This is a genomic window from Streptomyces sp. NPDC059875 (genome assembly GCF_042731085.1).
Taxonomy (GTDB): Bacteria; Actinomycetota; Actinomycetes; order Streptomycetales; family Streptomycetaceae; genus Streptomyces.
This window is the reverse complement of the sequence record NZ_JBHWJZ010000017.1, coordinates 48,235-65,873: the sequence shown is the minus strand read 5'-3', so window position 1 is coordinate 65,873 and position 17,639 is coordinate 48,235. Positions and strand designations below refer to the sequence as shown.

Sequence of the window (17,639 nt, the reverse complement as noted above, 5' to 3'; positions counted from 1 at the left end):
CTCACGCCCGCTCCCCTCCCCTGACGATCCGCGCCGCCCACCACAGGCCGGCCGCCTCCAGCGCGCCCCCGACGGCCAGACACCCGAGACCCACCGGCGTGTGCAGCAGCACGTGCAGCGGTCGCGCGCCCAGGGCCGTACCGAGCGCGAGGCCCACCGCCGGGAGCACCGCGAGGACGGTCACCGTCGCCCAGGCCCCGGCCAGTTGAGCCCGCAGCCGCTCACGTTGGTCCCGGTGCTCCCGGAGCGCGGCCTCCAGCCGGTCGAGCCCCGCGGCCAGCCCCGCGCCACCGTCCACCGCGACCTGCCAGCAGGCCGCCAGGCCGGCCAGTCCGTCGGCCCCGTCCTGCCGCGCCGCCCGCCGCAGCGCGCCCGCCACGTCCCCGCCGAACCGGGCCGCCGCAAGCACCTGCGCCTCCTCCCCGGGCCCCAGCGCCCCGGTCGCCGCGACCGCGAAGAGCAGCGCCTGCGCCGGCTGCCGGCCGGCTCTCAGCTCCCCCGCGACCGCACCGCACAGGGCCACGACCGCGTCCGACCGCGCCTCCCGCTCCTTGCGGAGCGCCGCCGCGCGCAGCCGGCGCCCCACCAGCGGCACCGCGAGCGCCCCCGCCACGAGCGGCAGCGGCGACTCTCCGACAAGCGCGAGCACCACGGCCACCGGGAGGCACAGCCAGGCGCGACGCCCTCGCACGACGGCCCACCACCGCTCGCCCACCGCCCACAACGAGCGCCCCCGCCACGAAGCCTCCGGAGTGCCCGGAGCGCCCAGCGCCCCCACGCCCGCCAGCACCACCCGCGCCCTGCGCAGCCCCCGCTCCCGCTCGGCCAGCCGCCACATCGCCGCCCCGGCGCACAGCGCCGCCGCGCTCTGGGCCAGCACCCACTGCTCCCCGCTCACCACGCGCCCCCGATCAGCGACCGCAGCCGCTCCCAGCCCCGATCCCGCTCGAACCCGACCGCTCCCCACCGCAGCGCGGGCACGGTCACCACCAATCCCTCCCGGTCCCTTTCGAAGACATGGATCTCGGCGATCCGCCGACGCCCCGCCCGGTCCCGTACGAGATGAAGCACCGCCGAGAGTCCGGCACCCAACTGGCTGTGCAGCGCCGCCCGGTCGAGGCCGGCGGCCGTCCCGAGGGCTTCGAGTCGGGCCGGTACGTCCGCCGCCGTGTTGGCGTGGACCGTGCACGAGCCTCCTTCGTGGCCCGTATTGAGAGCGGCCAGCAGATCGACCGCTTCTCCGCCCCGGACCTCGCCGACCACCAGCCGGTCGGGCCGCATCCGCAGCGCCTGCCGGACCAGATCCCGCAGGGTCACGAGTCCCGCGCCCTCCTGGTTCGCCGGCCGCGCCTCCAGGCGCACCACATGCGGATGGTCGGGTCGCAGTTCGGCCGAGTCCTCGGCGAGGACGATCCGTTCCCGCTCGCCGACCAGGCCAAGAAGCGTGGAGAGGAGCGTCGTCTTTCCCGAACCGGTGCCGCCGGAGATCAGATAGGAGACCCTCGCCTCGATCAGCGCCCGCAGGATCCGCTCCCCGCCCGGCGGGACCGTGCCCGCGGCGGTCAACTCCCCCACGGAGAAGGCCCGCGGCCGCACCACCCGCAGCGACAGGCAGGTCGAGCCGACCGCCACGGGCGGCAGCACCGCGTGCATGCGGGTCCCGTCCGGCAGCCGGGCGTCCACCCAGGGCCGGGCGTCGTCCAGGCGCCGCCCGGCCACCGCCGCGAGCCGCTGCGCCAGTCGGCGTACGGCCGGCGCGTCGTCGAAGCGGACCTCGGTGAGTTCGAGACCGGCGCCCCGGTCGACCCAGACCCGGTCGGGCGCGGAGACCAGCACGTCGGTGACCGAGGGATCGGCGAGCAGCGGTTCCAGCGGTCCTGTGCCGACGAGCTCGCACCGCAACACCTCGGCCGCGCCGAGGACTTCCGCGTCTCCAAGCAGCCGTCCCTGGGCCCGCAGAGCTGCCGCGACCCGCGCCGGCGTCGGCTCGGCGCCGCTCTCCGCGAGCCTCTGCCGCACGGCCTCCAGAAGCCCCGCGCCGCCGGCCCCTCCCCTGGGCGCCCCGCCGCTCACGACACCCCGTCCGGGGCCAGGGCGCGCTGCCAGAACTCCGCGCAGAAACGGCCCAGCGGTCCATGTACCTCGCCGCCCGGCGGTGCACCACTGTCGAGGGCAGCCGTGAGGCCGTGATCGTGCGGCAGTTCTCCGGCGAGCGGCAGCCGCAGCGCGTCCGCGACCCACTGCTCGTCCAGCCCGGGGGCGTACGGGCCGCGCACCACCACACGCAGGTCGGGCACCACCATGCTCACGAGGGAGGCGACCCGGTGGGCCGCCGCGATCGCCCGCAACTCGCCGGGGACGACGAGGAGTCCGAGGTCCAGCTGCGCCAGCGCCTCGGTCACCGCCGCGTCGATCCGGCGGGGCAGGTCCACGACCACGATCCCGCCCCGCCTGCGCGCCGCGGCGAGCACCGAGCGCATCGCGTCGGGCGGCACCAGAACCGAGTCCCCCCGGTCCCAACTGAGCACCCGCAGCCCGCGCACCGAGGGCAGCGACTCCTCCAGGGCGCCGCCGGCCACCCGTCCCTTGGAGGCGGCGAAGTCGGGCCATCGTCTGCCTTCGGCCCGCTCTCCGCCGAGGAGGACGTCGAGTCCGCCGCCGAGCGGATCGCCGTCCACGAGCAGGGTGCGCCGCCCGGTCCTGGCGCCGGCCAGCGCGAGGGCGCAGGCCAGCGTCGAGGCACCGGCGCCGCCGCGTCCGCCGATGACGCCGACGGTCAGCGCCTGCTTCCCGGCACCTTCGGCCGCGTCGGCGATCCGGTCGACGAGCCAGCTCTCGGCGTCCGGCAGCCGCAGGACGCAGTCGGCGCCGATCTCGACCGCCCGCCGCCACACTTCCGGGTCCTCACCGTCCTCGCCGCCTCGGCCGACGAGGATCACCCCCTGCCTGCGCGCGGCCCCACGGCATCGCACCGCGGCGTCGTCGCCGACCAGGACCAGCGGGGCATCGGCCCAGCTCGCGCGGTGTTCGGGCACTGTGTGGTGCACCTCGGGCTCGGCCCCAGCCGCGGCACACAGCCTCAGCAGGTCGTCGAGCAGCGCGAGGTCCTCGGTCACGATCAGCGGTCCGGCCCGGTGTCCCCCGCCGGCCGTCCCGCCGGCCTCCGTCGCCCCGTCGGGCGTCCCGGACGAGCCGACGGTCCGCGCGGCCCCTGAACGCCGCGAAGTTCTGAAAGTCATGGTTCCCGCCACAGCACACGCCCCCTGTCCGTGTGATCCCGTGGGCGCACGTCGCGCCGCCGAGATCGGTGATTCCTTCCGTCCGCGGAGTTCGCGGCGGGAATCACCGTGCCGTCATCCCGGAAATCGCGTGGATCTTGCTCAAAAACTGTGGATAACTCACTGGTTGTGAATATCCCTGTGCCCCATACCGGGGATGCCCGGAGAGCAGCCCACCGGTTACGCTGAGTGACGAAATGAAGGCATCACGCAGCCGCGGCCGCACGGCCGAGGGGAGGGGGAGACATGAGGATCCGGCGAGCGAAAACGCGTCCGGACATGCGACGACCCCCGCCGGGGGGGAGAGCGGGGGTCGTCTCTCCGGCCGACTCGGGGGGGGAGGAGCCGGACCGGGTTAGCACGGTCGCGAACGATCCGTGACTTCCATGGTGTACCCGAGAGCCTTCTCAGGCAAACCCACACGCCCGAGCGTACGCCGAATGGCGGGCACCTATGCTCGGCTCGTGGAAAACCACTCGTTGCCGCGCACAGCCGCCTTCTTTGACCTGGACAAGACGGTCATTGCGAAGTCGTCGACCCTGACCTTCAGCAAGTCCTTCTACCAAGGCGGACTGATCAACCGCCGCGCCGTCCTGCGGACGGCCTACATCCAGTTCGTCTTCCTCGTGGGCGGCGCCGACCACGATCAGATGGAGCGGATGCGCGAATATCTTTCCGCGCTCTGCAAAGGATGGAACGTCGCGCAGGTCAAGGAGCTTGTCGCCGAGACCCTGCACGATCTGATCGACCCGATCATCTACGACGAGGCGGCCTCCCTCATCGAGGAGCACCACGCCGCGGGCCGCGATGTCGTGATCGTCTCGACCTCCGGCGCCGAGGTGGTCGAGCCGATCGGCGAGATGCTGGGTGCCGACCGGGTCGTCGCCACCCGGATGGTCGTCGGCGACGACGGCTGCTTCACCGGGGAGGTGGAGTACTACGCCTATGGGCCCACCAAGGCCGAGGCGGTCAGGGAGCTCGCGGAGTCGGAGGGCTACGACCTCTCACGCTGTTACGCGTACAGCGACTCGGCGACCGACGTACCGATGCTGGAGGCCGTGGGCCACCCTTACGCGGTCAACCCCGACCGGTCGCTCCGCCGCGAGGCGACCGCCCGGGACTGGCCGATCCTGGCCTTCGAGAAGCCGGTCCGGCTCAAGCAGCGCCTGCCGGAATTCCGGATGCCGCCGCGCCCCGCACTCATGGCGGTGGCCGCCGTGGGCGCCGCCGCGGCGACCGCCGGACTCGTCTGGTACGCCAACCGCCGACGGCAGAGCGCCCTTGCCGATCGCTTTGCCCGGATTTGATACGAAAGTAAAGAAGTGGAGCCAGGACTTTCGCTTCCCATCCGACAGGAGTAGAAAGGAATCAGGCCCGCGAGACCTAGGACATCCGAGAGGATCACCTGTTGAGCAAGAAGGCCCCACGGACCACGCACAGAAGCTGAGCACCCACGCGACGTCGACCCGTCGATTACGGGCCAGCCGCACCAGGCGATGGGCAAAGTCCCCGCTTGATGGGCACATATCGAGGACGCTTGGTAACTCGGCAGACGTGCCAGCGGCGGTACCAGGACTGGTACCGCCGCAACCCTGTTCCAGGCAGTTTTCTAGGCGGCGCCGCGCTGGAGCGCTTCGCAGACCGCCGTCGACTCACGGACCCCCAGCTCCACGGCCCGCCCGCAGTGCGCGATCCAGGCGGCCATGCCCTCCGGGGTCCCGGACAGATACCCGTCGAACGCCGCGACGTACGCGGCACGCCCCTGCTCGGCGTGGCCGACCTCGGCCGGGCAGATCGACTTCGGGTCGAGCCCGCTGCCGATCAGCACGATCCGCTCGGCGGCCCGCGCGATCAGCCCGTTGTACGAGGTGAACGGCCGCAGCGCGAGCAGTTCGCCGTGCACCACGGCCGCCGTCACCAGCGCCGGAGCCGTACCGCCCGCGATGATCAGCTCCGAGAGCCCGTCGAGCCGGCCCGCGACCTCGGCCGGGTCCGGCAGCGGCGCCTCGATCAGCGGCTCGTCGACCGCCTCACCGGCCTGCCGGGGCCTGCCGACGGAGTCACCGAAGTCATCACTGTCACCCACCGCGACCAGGTGCAGCCGGGCCAGCACCCGCAGCGGCGACTGGCGCCAGATGGAGAGCAGCTGGCCCGCCTCCGCGCCCAGCCGGAGGGCCGCGCCCACCGTCCGCGCCTCCGCGTCGCCACCGAAGTCGGTCCGCCGGCGGACCTCCTCGAGCGCCCAGTCGGCGCCGGAGAGCGCGGCCGAACCCCGCGCGCCGCGCAGGGCCGCCTCGGACGTGATCTCGTTGCTGCGGCGCCGCATCACGCGGTGCCCGTAGACCCGGTCGACGGCCTTGCGTACGGAGTCCACCGATTCGGCGACGCCCGGCAGGGAGCCGAGGGCGGCCAGCGGGTCAGAGGCGTGCGTACTCATAAGTAGGGAGGCTACGCGCCCTGGGCCGCGCCCCCACGTTGGAGTGGTCTTCTTCACGCACCTTGACCACGTGCCGCGATCATGCCGCTACGCTAGGTGAACATGAAGATCGCTTTCGTAGGGAAGGGCGGCAGCGGGAAGACCACGCTGTCCTCGCTCTTCATCCGCCACCTCGCAGCCAATGAAGCCCCTGTCATCGCGGTGGACGCCGACATCAACCAGCATCTCGGGGCCGCGCTGGGTCTCGACGAGACCCAGGCGGCGGCGCTGCCCGCGATGGGCGCGCACCTGCCGCTGATCAAGGAGTACCTGCGGGGTTCCAACCCGCGGATCGCCTCCGCCGACATGATGATCAAGACGACCCCGCCCGGGGAGGGTTCGCGACTGCTGCGGGTCCGCGAGGACAACCCGGTGTACGAGGCGTGCGCGCGGACCGTGCACCTCGACGACGGTGACGTCCGGCTGATGGCGACGGGGCCGTTCACCGAGTCTGATCTCGGGGTGGCCTGCTACCACTCCAAGGTCGGCGCGGTGGAGCTGTGCCTGAACCACCTGGTCGACGGGGAGGACGAGTACGTCGTCGTCGACATGACGGCGGGCTCGGACTCGTTCGCCTCCGGGATGTTCACCCGCTTCGACATGACGTTCCTGGTCGCCGAGCCGACGCGCAAGGGCGTCTCGGTCTATCGCCAGTACAAGGAGTACGCCCGGGACTTCGGCGTCGCGCTCAAGGTCATCGGCAACAAGGTCCAGGGCCGGGACGACGTGGACTTCCTGCGCGCCGAGGTGGGCGACGACCTGTTGGTGACGGTCGGCCACTCGGACTGGGTCCGCGCGATGGAGAAGGGCCGCCCGTCCCGCTTCGAGCTCCTGGAGGCGGACAACCGGATGGCACTCCAGGCCCTCCAGGACGCGGCGGACGACTCGTACGCCCACCGCGACTGGGAGCGGTACACCCGCCAGATGGTCCACTTCCACCTCCGCAACGCGGAGAGCTGGGGCAACGCGAAGACCGGGGCGGACCTGGCGGCGCAGGTCGACCCCGGCTTCGTGCTGGGCGAGCAACTGGCCGTACCCCAGCCCAGCTGACGACCACCAGGGTGACGGCCACCACGGCTGACGACCACCACCACCGACGGACGGCGTCCGAAGGGGTCAGTGCCGTTCGGCCGGCTTGATCGCGGGCTGGGGCGGAGTCAGGGGCTGGGGGGCCAGGAAGGTCGCCCAGCCGCCCTTCGGGGCCTCGCCCACCTTCAGGGTCCGCATCTTCTCGATCACCGCCGGGTCCTGGGCGTCCAGCCAGTCCGCGAGCTGCCGGAAGGACACGCACTTCACGTCCCGCTGGACGCAGACCGTGGCGATGGTCTCCTCGATGGCGCGCATGTACGTGCCGCCGTTCCAGGACTCGAAGTGGTTCCCGATGATCAGCGGGGCCCGGTTGCCCCGGTACGAGCGCTCGAAGGCCTGCACCAGGCCGTCACGCATCTGGTCGCCCCAGTACTCGTGCCGGGACGGGTCGCCCTGGGTTCTGGTGCCCGACTGGTTGACCATGAAGTTGTAGTCCATGGACAGCGTCTGGAACGCGCGGCCGGGCACCGGGACCAGCTGCATCGACAGGTCCCACAGACCGTGGTCCTTCTTGGGCCAGATCTGGTCGTTGACGCCGCTGGTGTCGTAGCGGAAGCCCAGCTGGGACGCGGCCTTGACGAAGTTCTTGCGACCCTCGAGGCAGGGGGTGCGGGCGCCGACCAGCTCCTTGTCGTAGTCGAAGGGGAGCGGCTGCTCGGCGGTCAGGCCGGCGTTCGTCTTCCAGTTCTTCACGAAGGACTTGGCCTGGCTGATCTCGCTCTTCCAGTCCTCGACCGACCAGTTGCCGACTCCGCTCTCCGGCCCGCAGAAGTGGCCGTTGAAGTGCGTGCCGACCTCGTTGCCCTCCTGCCAGGCGCCGCGCAGCTCGCGGACGGTGTCACGGATGCCCTCGACGTCGTTGAAGCCGATGTCCGAGCTGCCGACCGCGTGCCGCGGCGGGTCGTAGAGCTTGCGCTTCTCCTCGGGCAGCAGATAGACGCCGCTGAGGAAGTACGTCATCGTCGCGTCGTACTTCTTGCCCACCTTGCGGAAGTGCGAGAAGAGCTTCTGGCTGTCCTCGCCCGCGCCGTCCCACGAGAAGACCACGAACTGCGGGGGCTGTTCGCCCGGCTTCAGCTTCTGCCAGACCGGCTGATCGGGCTGGGCGCCGGTGAAGGCGGTGGAGCCGTCGCCGATCAGGCGTACCGCGCTCTGCGGGGCCGCGGCGGGCTTCTTCGCCCCGGGGGCACCCTTCGGCGGGGCGGTCCCCCCGGAGTCCGAGCACCCGGCGAGGCCGGTGATCAGGGCGGCGGCGAGAGCGCCGACGGCGAGCGTCCTGGTGCGGGCAGTGGTCCTTCTCCCGGCGGCTGTCATCCGCCCACCTCTCCTCGGTTCCGTACGAGCGGCGTCAACGTCGCACCACGGCCGCCGGAGAGATGAAACGACAAGCGGCATTTCGCGTGCCATTCACCGGAACCGGTGAATCATTGCCCTGTTTGCCCCGAAAATAATGCCGCAGTCTTTACTCTCCATTACGATCCATTTACCGAGCGTTGATACTCGCTCGGTCATCCCGCCACTGCACGCCGTGACCCAGCCGCGCTCGCGCTGCCCCGGAGGAGACGGGACTCATGACCCTCTGCACCCCACGCAACGGCACCATCACCCGCCCCGACGCCCAACGGCCGCACAGCCCGCCAGGCCGCGGACACCGCTTCCGCATCGCGGGCGCCGACCTGTCCGCATCGATCTCCGTCTTCCTGATCGCGCTGCCGCTCTCCCTCGGCATCGCACTCGCCACCGGAGCCCCGCTCCAGGCCGGCCTGGTGGCCGCCGCCGTCGGCGGCATCGTCGCCGGCCGGATCGGCGGGTCGCCGCTCCAGGTCAGCGGCCCCGCCGCGGGCCTCACGGTGGTGACCGCCGAGCTGATCCAGCGCTACGGCTGGCGCACCACCTGCGCCATCACCGTCCTCGCGGGACTGGCCCAACTCGGCCTGGCCGCACTGCGAGTGGCCCGTTCCGCCCTCGCCGTCTCCCCCGCGATCGTGCACGGCATGCTCGCCGGCATCGGCGTGACCATCGCGCTCGCCCAACTCCACATCGTCCTCGGCGGCACCCCGCAGAGCTCCGCCGTGGCCAACGTCCTCGGACTGCCGGCCCAGCTGGCCGACCTCCACCGGGCCGCGCTGCTCATCAGCGCCCTCACGGTTGCCGTCCTGCTGCTCTGGCCCCGGCTGCCCGGGCGCGCCGGCCGGTTCGTACGGAAGATCCCGGCCGCGCTCGCCGCGGTGGCCGCCGCCACCGCCGTGGCGGCCGTTGGCGGGCTGAGCCTGCCCCGTGTCGACCTGCCCTCCTGGCGCAGCCATGCCCTGCCCGAACTGCCCGACGGGCCGGTTCTCGGCCTGCTCGCCGCCGTCCTGACCATCACCCTCGTCGGCAGCGTCGAGTCGCTCCTGTCCGCGGTCGCCGTCGACAAGCTGGTCGCGGCGCGCAGAACGCCCGGCGTCACCGTGCCGCGCGCGCGGCTCGACCGCGAACTGGCGGGCCAGGGCGCGGCGAACGCGCTCTCCGGAGCGCTCGGCGGGCTGCCCGTCACCGGCGTCGCGGTGCGCAGCGCCGCGAATGTCTCGGCGGGCGCGGTCAGCCGCAACTCCGCCATCCTGCACGGTGTGTGGGTGGTGCTCGCCGCGCTGCTGCTCGTCCCGGTGCTCGACCTGATTCCGCTGGCCGCCCTCGCCGCGCTGGTCACCGTGGTCGGCGTCCAGATGGTCAACATCACCCACCTGCGCAGCGTGCACAGGAACCGCGAGATGCTCGTGTACGCGGCGACGCTCGCCGCCGTCGTCCTCACCGGCGTACTGGAAGGGGTGCTGATCGGCGTCGCGGTCGCCGTCGCCGTGGCGCTGCACCGGCTGACCAGGACCCGGATCACCATCGAGGAGACGGAGGACGGCCATCGGGTGCGGGCCCGCGGGCAGTTGACGTTCCTCGCGGTGCCCCGGCTGAGCCGGATACTGCACCAGGTGCCGCACGACTCCCCCACGGTGGTCGAGCTGGACGGCTCGTTCATGGACCACGCGGCGTACGAGGCACTGCACGACTGGCAGGCGGCGCACGGCGGCGCGGTGGAGATCACCGGCCCCTCCGGCGCCCGGATCACCGAGCCGACCTCCGAGTCCCACGCCTGCTGCCGCCCCTGGACGCCCTGGCGCAACCACCACTGCGGCGAACACCATCCGGCCGACGAGACACGCCGTGCGACCGAGCATCAACTGGCGAGCGGCATCGGCAAGTTCCAGCGCAACACGGCCCCGCTGGTGCGCGACGAGCTGGCGCGCCTCGCCCGCGAGGGCCAGCGGCCCTCGCAGCTCTTCCTCACCTGCGCCGATTCCCGCCTGGTGACCAGCATGATCACCTCGAGCGGGCCCGGTGACCTGTTCACCGTACGGAACGTGGGCAATCTGGTTCCGCTGCCCGGCGAGGAGAGCGGGGACGACTCGGTGGCCGCCGCGATCGAGTACGCGGTGGAGGTCCTGCGGGTGCAGTCGATCACCGTCTGCGGGCACTCGGGCTGCGGTGCGATGCAGGCGCTGCTCGGCAGCACCCCGGACGATCCGCCGACCCCGCTGCGGCGCTGGCTGCGGCACGGACTGCCCAGCCTGGAGCGGATGGCGAGCCGCAGACACGCCTGGGCCCGGATCTCCGGGAGGCTGCCGGCCGACGCGGTCGAGCAGCTCTGCCTGACCAACGTGGTCCAGCAGTTGGAGCATCTGCGGGCGCACGACGCGGTGGCGCGGCGGCTCGCCGACGGGACGCTGACGCTGCACGGGATGTACTTCCACGTGGGCGAGGCCCAGGCGTATCTGCTGGCCGGGCCGGACGAGCAGCACCGCTACGACGACGTCTTCGACAGCGTCCCACCGACCGAGGACCGCGTCCCGGCGGCCCAGGACCTCGTTCCCTCGACCGTGATCGACCGTCGGACCGCTGCCCGCGCGTCCTGAACCTTCCCTTTCCGACGTCCGTGAGACTGTGTGGCCCCTTCTTCCCACCGCTCGGGAGGGAGGGGCCACCGCACGCCCGCCACCTCATAGGTCTAAACCAATTTCCTGGAGACTCTTGTCACCCGGGCATCTGACTGATGAGCTATGACGCGGGACACATAGGCACATAGGACGCCCTGGGAAAGGGAGATGTCGTGAGCAACGAAAGCCTGGCCAACCTGCTCAAGGAAGAGCGGCGGTTCGCGCCGCCGACCGAGCTGGCCGCGCACGCCAACGTGACGGCGGAGGCGTACGAGCAGGCCGCGGCGGACAGGCTTGGCTTCTGGGCCGAGCAGGCGAAGCGGCTCACCTGGGCCACCGAGCCGACCGAGACCCTCGACTGGTCGAACCCGCCGTTCGCCAAGTGGTTCGCCGACGGCGAGCTCAACGTGGCGTACAACTGCGTCGACCGGCACGTCGAGGCCGGAAACGGCGACCGCGTCGCCATCCACTTCGAGGGCGAGCCGGGCGACAGCCGCGCCATCACCTACGCCGAACTCAAGGACGAGGTCTCCAAGGCCGCCAACGCCCTGACCGAGCTGGGCGTCACCAAGGGCGACCGGGTGGCGATCTACCTCCCGATGATCCCCGAGGCCGTCGTCTCGATGCTGGCCTGCGCCCGCATCGGCGCCGCGCACTCCGTGGTCTTCGGCGGCTTCTCCGCCGACGCGATCGCCACGCGCATCGAGGACGCCGACGCCAAGCTGGTCATCACCGCCGACGGCGGCTACCGCCGCGGCAAGCCGAGCGCCCTCAAGCCCGCCGTCGACGAGGCCCTCGGCCGCGTGGACCGCGTGAGCAACGTCCTCGTCGTCCGCCGTACGGGCCAGGACGTGGCGTGGACCGAGGGCCGGGACGTGTGGTGGGACGACATCGTCGCCCGCCAGTCCGCCGAGCACACGCCCGAGGCGTTCGGCGCCGAGCACCCGCTCTTCATCCTGTACACCTCCGGTACGACGGGTAAGCCGAAGGGCATCCTGCACACCTCCGGCGGCTACCTCACCCAGGCCGCGTACACCCACCACGCCGTCTTCGACCTCAAGCCGGAGACCGACGTCTACTGGTGCACGGCCGACATCGGCTGGGTGACCGGCCACTCGTACATCACGTACGGGCCGCTGGCCAACGGCGCGACGCAGGTCATGTACGAGGGCACCCCGGACACCCCGCACCAGGGCCGGTTCTGGGAGATCGTCCAGAAGTACGGCGTCACGATCCTCTACACCGCTCCCACCGCGATCCGTACGTTCATGAAGTGGGGCGACGACATCCCCGCGAAGTTCGACCTGTCGAGCCTGCGCGTGCTGGGCTCGGTCGGCGAGCCGATCAACCCCGAGGCGTGGGTCTGGTACCGCGAGCACATCGGCGCCGGCAAGACCCCGATCGTGGACACCTGGTGGCAGACCGAGACCGGCGCGATGATGATCTCGCCGCTGCCGGGCGTCACCGAGACCAAGCCGGGCTCGGCCCAGCGCCCGCTCCCCGGCATCTCCGCCACCGTCGTCGACGACGAGGCGAACGAGGTCCCGAACGGAGGCGGCGGCTACCTGGTCCTCACCGAGCCGTGGCCGTCGATGCTCCGCACCATCTGGGGCGACGACCAGCGGTTCCTCGACACGTACTGGTCGCGCTTCGAGGGCAAGTACTTCGCCGGCGACGGCGCGAAGAAGGACGAGGACGGCGACATCTGGCTGCTGGGCCGGGTCGACGACGTCATGCTCGTCTCCGGGCACAACATCTCCACCACCGAGGTCGAGTCCGCGCTCGTCTCGCACCCGTCCGTCGCCGAGGCGGCGGTGGTCGGCGCGGCCGACGAGACGACCGGTCAGGCGATCGTCGCCTTCGTCATCCTGCGGGGTACGGCCAGCGAGGACGACGGTCTCGTCGCGGAGCTGCGCAACCACGTCGGCACGACGCTCGGGCCGATCGCGAAGCCGAAGCGGGTGCTGCCGGTGGCGGAGCTGCCGAAGACGCGTTCCGGCAAGATCATGCGGCGGCTCCTCCGGGACGTCGCGGAGAACCGGGAGCTGGGTGACGTGACGACGCTGACGGACTCGTCGGTCATGGACCTCATCCAGACCAAGTTGCCGAGCGCGTCCGCGGAGGACTGAGCCTCGGGCTCTTGTGGGCGCCCACTCCAGGTCACCTGGGGTGGGCGCCCTTTTATCCGCAACAGGCAGGTCTGTCCACAACGGGCCGGAGCGCGGTTCTGTCCTTAAAGTGAAGATCACCGGACACAACCCTCGCTCGTTAGGTAAAGTAAAGATCGCGTCAGAGACGCGACAGAAATACCTAGGTGCGCCGGGAAGTCTGGTCGGCATGTGCTTCGTGCTGCCCAACCGACCGGAGGTCGCCCACCGTGCCCGCGCCCACGCCCGCACCCAGCCGTCCCACCGACCGTAAGTTCCTCGGCCGTCTGTCGCTGCCCGAGCGACGCTTCGTCGCCGACGCGCTGCGCGCCGAGACCGTCGGTGGCGTGCTCCTGCTCGTGGCCGCCGTCGCCGCTCTCGTCTGGGCCAACACGCCCCTCAACGACAGCTACGAGACGGTACAGAACTTCCACATAGGCCCCGCCGCCTTGGGCCTGGACCTCTCCATCCAGCACTGGGCGGCCGACGGCCTCCTCGCGATCTTCTTCTTCGTCGCCGGCATCGAGCTCAAGCGTGAGCTCGTCGCGGGCGAGCTGCGCGACCCCAAGGCCGCCGCGCTGCCCGTCATCGCCGCCATCTGCGGCATGGCCGCACCGGCCCTCGTCTACGCCCTGACCAACATCATCGGCGGCGGCTCCATGGACGGCTGGGCCGTGCCCACCGCCACCGACATCGCCTTCGCGCTCGCGGTCCTCGCTGTCATCGGCACCTCACTGCCGTCCGCGCTCCGCGCGTTCCTGCTCACGCTCGCCGTCGTCGACGACCTCTTCGCGATCCTGATCATCGCGGTCTTCTTCACCAACGACATCAACTTCGCCGCGCTCGGCGGCGCCTTCGCCGGCCTGGCGGTCTTCTGGCTGCTCCTGCGCAAGAACGTCCGCGGCTGGTACATCTACGTTCCGCTCGCCCTGGTGATCTGGGGCCTGATGTACAACAGCGGCGTCCACGCCACCATCGCGGGCGTCGCGATGGGCCTGATGCTGCGCTGCACCAGGAACGAGGGCGAGGAGCACTCCCCCGGCGAGCACATCGAGCACCTGGTCCGCCCGGTCTCGGCCGGTCTGGCCGTGCCGCTGTTCGCCCTGTTCTCGGCCGGTGTCAGCGTCACGGGGAAGACCATCGCCGACATCTCCACCAACCCGGTCACCCTCGGTGTGATCCTCGGTCTCGTCGTCGGCAAGACCATCGGCATCTTCGGCGGCACATGGCTGGCGGCCCGCTTCACCCGGGCGGAGCTCAACAGCGACCTGGCCTGGCCGGACGTCTTCGCCGTCGCCTCCCTCGCCGGAATCGGCTTCACCGTCTCCCTCCTCATCGGCGAGCTCGCCTTCGAGGGCGACGCCGCGCTGACCGAGGAGGTCAAGGCGGCCGTCCTGATCGGCTCGCTCACCGCCGCGGTGCTCGCGACGATCCTGCTCAAGCTGCGGGTCCGCAAGTACGAGGCACTGCTGGCGGACGAGGAGCGCGACGAGGACGAGGACGGCATCCCCGACATGTACGAGGAGGACAATCCGGAGTACCACCTCCGGATGGCCGCGATCTACGAGAGGAAGGCCGCCGAGCACCGCGAGCGCGCCCAACTGGCGGGGGCATCGCGCGACGACGGCGACAGTCCGGCATGATCTGAGGTCGGACCTGAGAAGAGAAGAGGGAGCAGCGATGAGCGACCCGGTCAACGGAACCGAGCGCAGCCTCGGTCAGCTGGTCGCCTCGGCGACCGCCGAGATGTCCGCGCTGGTGCACGACGAGATCGCCCTGGCCAAGGCCGAGATCCGACAGGACGTCAAGCGCGGCGTGATCGGCGGAGCGGCCGGCGTGGCGGCAGCCACGGTGCTCCTCTTCTCGCTGCCGATGCTGAGCTTCGCGCTCGCGTACGGCATCAACGGCTGGACCGGCGGCCACAACGGCGAGGGCGGCTGGAACCTGGCCTGGTGCTTCCTGCTCTCCTTCACGGCGAACGTGCTCCTCGCGGGGCTGCTGGGGCTGCTCGCCTACGCCAAGTTCAAGAAGGTCAAGCCGCCGGAGAAGTCCATCGCCTCGGCCAAGCAGACCGCCGCGGTCCTGCAGAACGCCAAGCCGCACCCCCGCCCCGAACGGGCGGCGCTGCCCGGCGCGGTCCAGGAGAAGGCCGCTGTTGTGGGACGCTCGTCTGCATGACCGTCCCTGAGAGCAGCAACGGCAGCGGCAGCCCCGTACGGATCGACGGCCCCTGGACCCACCGCGACGTGGCCGCCAATGGTGCGCGCTTCCACATCGCCGAGATGGGCGACGGGCCGCTCGTGCTGCTGCTGCACGGCTTCCCGCAGTTCTGGTGGACCTGGCGCCACCAGCTGCCTGCTCTCGCCGAGGCGGGCTTCCGGGCCGTGGCCATGGACCTGAGGGGCGTGGGCGGCAGCGACCGTACGCCCCGGGGTTACGACCCCGCCAACCTGGCGCTCGACATCACCGGTGTCGTCCGCTCCCTCGGCGAGCCGGACGCGGCGCTGGTCGGCCACGACCTGGGCGGCTATCTCGCCTGGACCGCGGCCGTCATGCGGCCCAAGCTGGTCCGCCGGCTCGCGGTCTCCTCGATGCCGCACCCGCGCCGCTGGCGCTCGGCGATGCTGTCCGACTTCTCGCAGTCGCGCGCCGGTTCGTACGTCTGGGGCTTCCAGCGCCCGTGGCTGCCGGAGCGTCAGCTCGTCGCGGACGAGGCGGCGCTGGTGGGCAGGCTGATCGAGGACTGGTCGGGCCCCGGGCTGCCGGACGAGGAGGCGATCGCGGTCTACCGGCGGGCGATGTGCATCCCGTCGACCGCGCACTGCTCGATCGAGCCGTACCGGTGGATGGTGCGGTCCATGGCACGGCCGGACGGAATCCAGTTCAACCGGCGTATGAAGCGCCCGGTGCGGGTACCCACCCTGCACCTGCACGGCTCGATGGACCCGGCGATGCGCACGCGCAGCGCGGCGGGCTCGGGCGAGTACGTGGAGGCGCCGTACCGCTGGCGGCTCTTCGACGGCCTGGGGCACTTCCCGCACGAGGAGGACCCGGTGGCCTTCTCCACGGAGCTCATCAACTGGCTGAAGGATCCCGAGCCCGACCGCTGATCCGTCTCACCGGAGTCAGCGGACTCACCCGGACCCACCCGGACTCCCGTTCTACGAACGGCCATGTGCCCGGCGCATACTCCAATTGGCGGGCCCCTGGGCGGTTACCGACCTTGGGCCACGGGCAGACGTCGGGGTATGGGCTGGACGCACGACTACGGTGACACAGCACGCAACCGCCGCTCGACCGCTGGGCCGGGCTCGCACGAGAGGAGTGGCCCGCAGGAGCAGGGCCGCTCGCATCCCGTGCAGGAGATCGGGATCCCGCGCATCCTGCGCCGCCGGGCCCGCTGGGTATCGGCCAGGCTCAGGCACTCTCGCGACTGAGCGAACCTCTCTCGTCCGTACGCCCGCTCACAGCGCGCACCCCTGACTGTCGACCTGCTGGTTGGCCGCGCGGCCCTGGATGATGTCGTCGCGGATCTCGTCGACGGTCAGCGCGTAGCCGGTGTTCTTGTCGTCGAGCGAGCGGGCGAAGATGACGCCGGACACCTTGCCGTCCGCGGTGAGGAGCGGGCCGCCGGAGTTGCCCTGACGGACCGTCGCGTACAGGGAGTACACATCCCTGCGCACCTCGCCGCGGTGGTAGATGTCCGGGCCGTTGGCGTTGATACGGCCCCGGACGCGCGCCGAGCGGACGTCGTACGAGCCGTTCTCGGGGAAGCCCGCGACGATCGCGCTGTCGCCGCTGCGGGCGTCCTCTTCGGTGAACTTCAGCGGCTCGACGTTCAGGTTCGGCACGTCCAGGACGGCGATGTCGCGCTGCCAGTCGTAGAGGACGACCTTGGCGTCGTACAGCTTGCCCTCACCGCCGATCTGGACGGTCGGCTCGTCGACGCCGCCGACGACATGGGCGTTGGTCATGACCCGGCGGTCGTCGAAGACGAAGCCGGTGCCCTCGAGGACCTTGCCGCAGCTCGGCGCCGTGCCGACGACCTTCACGATGGCGCGCTTGGCCTCGGCGGCGACCGGGCTGCCGGCGAGCGCCGGGTCCGGGGGACGGACCTCCGTGATGGGCTCGTTGGCGAACGGGCTGAAGACCTGGGGGAAGCCGTTCTGGGCGAGGGACGAGGTGAAGTTCGTGAACCAGGTGGACGCCTGATCGGGCATCACCCGCTCGACGCCCAGGAGCACCTTGGAGCTGCGCACCTCCTTGCCCAGCGTGGGCAGGGACGTTCCGGCGAGGGCGGAGCCGAGCAGCCAGGCGACGAGCAGCATCGCGACGACGTTGACCAGCGCGCCGCCGGTGGCGTCCAGGGCGCGCGCCGGTGACCAGGTGATGTGCCGGCGCAGCTTGTTCCCGAGGTGGGTGGTGAAGGCCTGTCCGACCGAGGCGCAGACGATCACCACGATCACGAAGACGACCGTCGCCGTGGTGGAGACCTGCGAGTTGTTCGTCAGCCAGTCCCAGACGACCGGGAGCAGAAGAATGGCGACGAGGCCGCCGCCGAGGAAGCCGATGACCGACAGGATGCCGACCACGAATCCCTGGCGGTAACCGATGATCGCGAACCACACGGCGGCGAGCAGCAACAGGATGTCCAGCACGTTCACCGTCAATAGCCTCGCAGATT

General features: G+C 71.2%; 14 protein-coding genes. 8 read left to right on the top strand and 6 right to left on the bottom strand.

Translation table 11 applies throughout. From position 1 onward, the window contains the following. Window position 1: 1 nt before the first annotated feature. Genes ACFV9D_RS21505 through ssd form a run of 3 tightly spaced genes read right to left on the bottom strand, consistent with a single transcriptional unit; the run spans window position 2 to window position 3,239 of the window. Window positions 2-898, bottom strand: a complete 897-nt coding sequence (locus ACFV9D_RS21505) for a type II secretion system F family protein (protein WP_385148362.1) — start codon at window positions 896-898, stop codon at window positions 2-4. Next, window positions 895-2,073 carry a TadA family conjugal transfer-associated ATPase gene (locus tag ACFV9D_RS21500; protein WP_385148359.1) on the bottom strand — a complete coding sequence of 393 codons (1,179 nt, stop codon included), beginning with the start codon at window positions 2,071-2,073 and terminating at the stop codon, window positions 895-897. Before ACFV9D_RS21500 ends, ACFV9D_RS21505 begins: the two co-directional genes overlap by 4 nt. Then, window positions 2,070-3,239, bottom strand: coding sequence for a septum site-determining protein Ssd (ssd, locus tag ACFV9D_RS21495; protein WP_385148356.1), 1,170 nt, complete (start codon window positions 3,237-3,239; stop codon window positions 2,070-2,072). Before ssd ends, ACFV9D_RS21500 begins: the two co-directional genes overlap by 4 nt. A gap of 479 nt (window positions 3,240-3,718) precedes the next feature. Here ssd and ACFV9D_RS21490 point away from each other — a divergent pair, with 479 nt between their 5' ends. Continuing rightward, window positions 3,719-4,585 carry an HAD family hydrolase gene (locus ACFV9D_RS21490; protein WP_385148353.1) on the top strand — a complete coding sequence of 289 codons (867 nt, stop codon included), beginning with the start codon at window positions 3,719-3,721 and terminating at the stop codon, window positions 4,583-4,585. A gap of 302 nt (window positions 4,586-4,887) precedes the next feature. Here the strand turns inward: ACFV9D_RS21490 and ACFV9D_RS21485 are convergent, their stop codons facing one another. Further along, window positions 4,888-5,715, bottom strand: a complete 828-nt coding sequence (locus ACFV9D_RS21485) for an oxidoreductase (RefSeq protein WP_385148350.1) — start codon at window positions 5,713-5,715, stop codon at window positions 4,888-4,890. 102 nt (window positions 5,716-5,817) lie between these two features. Between ACFV9D_RS21485 and ACFV9D_RS21480 the strand changes: the two genes are divergently transcribed. Beyond that, complete coding sequence (locus ACFV9D_RS21480) at window positions 5,818-6,804, top strand: ATP-binding protein (RefSeq protein WP_385148347.1); 987 nt, start codon at window positions 5,818-5,820, stop codon at window positions 6,802-6,804. 66 nt (window positions 6,805-6,870) lie between these two features. Here the strand turns inward: ACFV9D_RS21480 and ACFV9D_RS21475 are convergent, their stop codons facing one another. Then, window positions 6,871-8,157, bottom strand: a complete 1,287-nt coding sequence (locus ACFV9D_RS21475) for a hypothetical protein (protein WP_385148345.1) — start codon at window positions 8,155-8,157, stop codon at window positions 6,871-6,873. A gap of 257 nt (window positions 8,158-8,414) precedes the next feature. Here ACFV9D_RS21475 and ACFV9D_RS21470 point away from each other — a divergent pair, with 257 nt between their 5' ends. The 6 genes from ACFV9D_RS21470 (at window position 8,415) to ACFV9D_RS21445 (ending at window position 16,392) form a co-directional block, all read left to right on the top strand. Continuing rightward, window positions 8,415-10,787: a SulP family inorganic anion transporter gene (locus tag ACFV9D_RS21470; RefSeq protein ID WP_385148342.1), complete on the top strand. Its 2,373-nt coding sequence runs from the start codon at window positions 8,415-8,417 to the stop codon at window positions 10,785-10,787. 194 nt (window positions 10,788-10,981) lie between these two features. Continuing rightward, window positions 10,982-12,937 carry an acetate--CoA ligase gene (gene acs / locus ACFV9D_RS21465; protein ID WP_385148339.1) on the top strand — a complete coding sequence of 652 codons (1,956 nt, stop codon included), beginning with the start codon at window positions 10,982-10,984 and terminating at the stop codon, window positions 12,935-12,937. A 248-nt stretch (window positions 12,938-13,185) separates the two neighbouring features. Then, a complete protein-coding gene (nhaA, locus tag ACFV9D_RS21460; RefSeq protein ID WP_385148336.1) occupies window positions 13,186-14,598 on the top strand; it encodes a Na+/H+ antiporter NhaA in 1,413 nt (470 codons plus the stop codon). 37 nt (window positions 14,599-14,635) lie between these two features. Beyond that, window positions 14,636-15,133 (top strand): phage holin family protein, encoded by a 498-nt coding sequence (locus tag ACFV9D_RS21455; protein WP_385148333.1) that lies wholly within the window; start codon window positions 14,636-14,638, stop codon window positions 15,131-15,133. Next, window positions 15,130-16,065, top strand: coding sequence for an alpha/beta fold hydrolase (locus tag ACFV9D_RS21450; RefSeq protein ID WP_385148330.1), 936 nt, complete (start codon window positions 15,130-15,132; stop codon window positions 16,063-16,065). The genes ACFV9D_RS21455 and ACFV9D_RS21450 overlap by 4 nt, the downstream gene beginning before the upstream one ends. A 138-nt stretch (window positions 16,066-16,203) precedes the next feature. Further along, window positions 16,204-16,392, top strand: a complete 189-nt coding sequence (locus tag ACFV9D_RS21445; RefSeq protein WP_385148327.1) for a hypothetical protein — start codon at window positions 16,204-16,206, stop codon at window positions 16,390-16,392. A gap of 27 nt (window positions 16,393-16,419) precedes the next feature. On the opposite strand, the gene ACFV9D_RS21440 is transcribed toward ACFV9D_RS21445, so the two are convergent. After that, window positions 16,420-17,619, bottom strand: coding sequence for a MarP family serine protease (locus tag ACFV9D_RS21440; protein ID WP_385148324.1), 1,200 nt, complete (start codon window positions 17,617-17,619; stop codon window positions 16,420-16,422). Between the last annotated feature and the right edge of the window lie 20 nt (window positions 17,620-17,639).